At 50.4% G+C, this 4,362-nt stretch carries 4 protein-coding genes and 1 pseudogene; all 5 read left to right on the top strand.

All coding sequences use genetic code 11. From position 1 onward, the window contains the following. Nucleotides 1–112: 112 nt before the first annotated feature. Complete coding sequence (locus tag ACW5W8_RS23260; protein WP_498630764.1) at nt 113–421, top strand: hypothetical protein; 309 nt, start codon at nt 113–115, stop codon at nt 419–421. 557 nt (nt 422–978) lie between these two features. Further along, nucleotides 979–1,380 carry an H-NS family histone-like protein gene (locus ACW5W8_RS23265; protein ID WP_421347346.1) on the top strand — a complete coding sequence of 134 codons (402 nt, stop codon included), beginning with the start codon at nt 979–981 and terminating at the stop codon, nt 1,378–1,380. A gap of 383 nt (nt 1,381–1,763) precedes the next feature. Next, nucleotides 1,764–2,483: an ABC transporter ATP-binding protein gene (locus tag ACW5W8_RS23270; RefSeq protein WP_498630767.1), complete on the top strand. Its 720-nt coding sequence runs from the start codon at nt 1,764–1,766 to the stop codon at nt 2,481–2,483. Next, nucleotides 2,483–3,433: an ABC transporter substrate-binding protein gene (locus ACW5W8_RS23275; RefSeq protein ID WP_498630769.1), complete on the top strand. Its 951-nt coding sequence runs from the start codon at nt 2,483–2,485 to the stop codon at nt 3,431–3,433. The genes ACW5W8_RS23270 and ACW5W8_RS23275 overlap by 1 nt, the downstream gene beginning before the upstream one ends. A 33-nt stretch (nt 3,434–3,466) precedes the next feature. Further along, nucleotides 3,467–4,258 (top strand): annotated as a pseudogene (locus tag ACW5W8_RS23280) (FecCD family ABC transporter permease); the annotation flags it as partial. Between the last annotated feature and the right edge of the window lie 104 nt (nt 4,259–4,362).

The following is a 4,362-nucleotide window of genomic DNA, read 5'->3' on the forward strand; positions in this document are numbered from 1 at the left end:
CTGGAGCGTTACGGGAGAGGCGTGAATATCAAAGCATGTTTGCATGAGGCGCTGGGGCACCCCATGCAACACGTAATTGGGACATAGCCTTCATTTTCACTTGGCAGTTTTTATGAATGGAGCTCACTTCCAGCGCGATGTTTACTACGCAGATGCCATCATTAAGGAATGGTTGCGTATCACAGGTAACCGGGGCAGAGGGCATAATTGCAATCAGAAAAAGGCTGAGTATCGGGAGTGCGGGATTGGCATGGTTGGGCATGCCGACAAGACGAAACGAGGCTATTTACAAAAAGCCCTTGCTTATCTGACCAAATCAGAGCCTGCCGCCAGGCTGAAGCTCAAAAAACACCGAACTTTCTTCAAAGGCAATCTTCCCAAGCACGTTACAGCACGAGGTAGGCCTCGGTTGAAAGTGTAGGCTGCGATGACAGTATCTTCAGTTAATCAGGCTGTGAAGTGCATATTTCAATTCACGTTAAGTGAGATAGCAGCATGAGTCAGTTAGCTACCGCGGAATTTGTTATTTGTTTTTAGTGAGTATGAGACGGATGTTATTTAGCTTTGTCTAAATACCGTTCGTGATAGATGAATGGTGGCTGGCCGTCAAGGAGTGAGGGTGGGTATCGTGTCCTGGTGAGGGTAGGTGTCATCATCAAAGGTGCTGTAATGCGTCAAGATGCATTTATTTTATCTGAGATGTAGAGTAGTGTGGGTATAGTCATCAATGCTCACACCAAGGCATGTAAGTACTATATGGATGGATGTAATTTGTTCAGTGTGGATGGGATGCATTAAATAAGAGTGACATTTCAACAAGCCATTGCAACCCATGCGTGAAATGGTACTTTTTACCCGTGCGATATCTCTTGGCAATCAAAAGAGGTAGGTGACAACATTGGAATGTTGATATAATCTGATTAGATAACTAAATATTGTTGTCCTTTATTATCCAATCTATTGAGCGAGAGGCAATTGATGAGTGAATTTTTGAAAGTCTTGTTGAATGTGCGTAGTCTGCGAGCCGCACTGCGTGAGTTGTCCCTGGAGCAAGTACAAGAAGCTCACGAGAAGATTGAAGCGATTTATCTGGAACGGTTGGAGCAGACAGAGAAAGAGCAAGCAGCCCAAGCTGAGCATCGGCAAAAGCTGGCTGAATTTCAGGCGATGTTAGCGCAAGCAGGTATTGACCCCACTGAGTTGGTTGGCAGTACTCCAGCAGCTGCAACTGCGACTAAGGCCAAACGAGCACCTCGTCCCCCGAAATACCGTTACGTTGAGCATGGTGTAGAGAAAACCTGGACCGGTCAGGGCCGTACACCCAAGTTCCTAGTCCAGCAACTGGAGCAAGGTCGTCAGTTGGATGACTTTCTCATCTGAATCGACAAGGCCATGCAGATAGTGTGTGGCCTTTCTGTTTGCACGCTCCGTGGCTCAATTAATGCCGGCTCTTGTCGCTGCGAGCTAGGCTGTGTCCTTAATGTTTCATTGTTACCAGCTGACTGATGCACAATGAGGCTCATCGAGCCCCTGTTTCCATATCGCCGTATGAGCGAGCGCCACTTAAAAGAGTCAAACAGGGTAGCCCCTAAAAAAGTGCGTTTTACTTCAAGATTGCTGCTATGTTATAACATAGCTAAGGCATCCTTGAGTTATACTCTGCGATATTTATAATGACAGCTCCTAAACCCTTGTTACATGTTGATCGGCTCAGTGCTGTTAGCCCTGCGGGTTGGCAAGCGTTGGTCTCGGCGACCTTTAGCATGACTGAGGGTGAGTGTGTGGCCGTGATTGGTCCCAATGGCAGCGGTAAATCGAGCTTGCTCAAAGCGATTACGGGTGAATATCTCGCGACTCAAGGAACGTTGACCATAGACGGTGTACCGGTGAGTAAGATGTCGCCCCAGCAGAAAGCGAAGGTGATCGCGGTGGTAGCACAGAATGATCACGTAGACCCACGCCTGAGCGTGCGTGAATACGTCAGTCTTGGCCGCGTACCACATACGTTTTGTTGTTGCCAGGATCGCCATGAGCGGGTGGTATCTAAGACGTTATACGAGCTCAATTTGGCCTGCAAAAGTGCGCGCAAAATGGGCTCGCTGTCCGGTGGCGAGCAGCAACGTGCGCATATTGCACGAGCGTTTGCTCAAGAACCGCAGTTGCTGTTGCTCGATGAGCCGACCAACCACCTTGACCCATTGGCGCGCCTAGAGCTTTTAGAGTTGGTGCGCCGTAAAGGCATTGCCTCGATTGCAGTGTTGCATGATCTGCCGTTGGTGACTCCGTTTGCCGATAAAGTGGTGCTGATGTCGCAGCAATCTGTGGTGAAGTGCGATACGGCCAAAGCAATTATGCAAAACGAATACATTACTCCGATTTTTGGATTGCAGGTGTTGACCTTCAATCACCCACAAGAAAGCCGCTCGATTCATCATTTTGAAGCCGCGTCACACTCTATTTGTATCTCGAAAGGAATTGCTTAATGAACTGGTTTGCCGCTTTAGCGTTAACGCTGCCGATGGCTGCAGTGCACGCTGCCAGCACCCAATACCCTGTGACCGTGAACAGATGCGGTAGTCCGTTGACGATTGAAAAACGTCCTGAGCGCGCTGTGTTTCACGACATCAATATGTCGGAGATGGCGTTTGCGTTGAGTCTGCAAGGCAGCATGGTTGGCGTGACAGGCATCAGCGGCTGGTACAAGATGTCACCAAGCTTCAAGCATCAATTGGGTAACATCCCAGAGCTTGCGCCTAAGTACGCCACACTGGAGACGCTACTCGCTGTGAAACCGGATTTCTTCTTCGCCGGTTGGAATTACGGCATGAATGTTGGTGGTGAAGTGACGCCTCAGACGCTTGCACCGTACGGCATCGATACCTTGGTGCTGACTGAAAGCTGTGTGCACACGCATAAAGTCGATATGCCCGCGAGCATGGATTTGCTATACGGCGACATCGAAAAGCTTGGTGTGATCTTTGATCGCCAGGATAAAGCCGAAGCGCTGGTCGCCGATTGGAAAGCGCGTTTAGCAGCATTACCAAAGCCTACGGTGGGAGCCAAAGTGCAAAAAGTCTTCTTATACGACTCGGGGGAAGACAAACCATTTACCGCAGGTAAATACGCCATGCCAGATGCAATGATCCGCGCAGCGGGTGGTAAAAACGTGACTCACGATATGGAAGCAAGCTGGGCGACAACCTCTTGGGAACACGTGGCGAAAGCCAACCCAGACGTGATCATCCTGCTGGATTATCAAACCGCAAGCGGCGCCGATTCGCTGCAAAACTTCCTCGAAAACCACCCGCTGATGCAATACACCAATGCGGTGCAAAACCAGCGCTACGTGAAGCTGCGCTACGAGCAATTAACCCCTGGGCCGGCGAATGTGGATGCGATTGAAAAGCTCTCACATGCGTTTTATCCGAAGTAGCCTATGTCGCTAAAACTCAATGCTTATAGGTTGATGTGGCTGTTTGGGTTCGTCGCCCTAGTCGTGGAGCTTTTGCTGAGTCTACGGTTCGGTTCGATGACTTTTTCGCTCAACGAAGTGCTGACAGGCTTGATGTCGTTTGGCAATGGGCAGATGGACATGATCAGCCGTATTTTGGTTGATTTGCGGTTGCCGCGGGCTTTGCTAGCCATCATCGGCGGAGCGGGTTTAGCCATGGTCGGAGCGCTGTTGCAAACGGCGACCCGCAATGACTTGGCTGACCCGTTTTTATTTGGTTTATCGGCAGGGGCATCGGCGGGGGCTGTGTTGGTGATCACTCGCCTTGGCGATGCATTGGGCTCTTGGACGCTGCCGGTGGCGGCATTTTCCGGTGGCATTGTGTCGGCGTCGGCGGTGATTATTTTGTTCTCGATGCAGAAAAAGCGGGGCAACAATAATCTCGTGCTGTGCGGCTTGGCGATTTCATTTTTGTTCGGCGCCGTGACCAGCTTTTTGATCTACTCAGGTGATCAACGTGCGGCCAGCACGATTCTGTTTTGGACTATGGGCGGCTTGGGGCTTGCCCGTTGGGATAATCTATTGTTCGCTCTGTTTGGCCTACTATGTGTTGTTGGTTTGGCGTTAAAGCGCTATCGCGCGCTGGACACGCTCTTGGTGGGAGACCAGACCATTCATTCACTGGGGATTAATGTGCATCGCTTGCGCAGCGAAATCTTTATCTGTTGTGCCTTTTGCACCGCATCGATTGTGGCTCTCACTGGTGTAGTTGGGTTCATTGGTTTGATGGTGCCGCATCTTGTGCGCCCGTTTACAGGTATGCTCTTTGCTGAAACTGGCATACACACCCGCACCATCGCTACACAACACCGCATCCGGTGACACCAACGGCTTCAACACCGCGATGACCG

The organism is Aeromonas aquatilis (assembly GCF_054052405.1).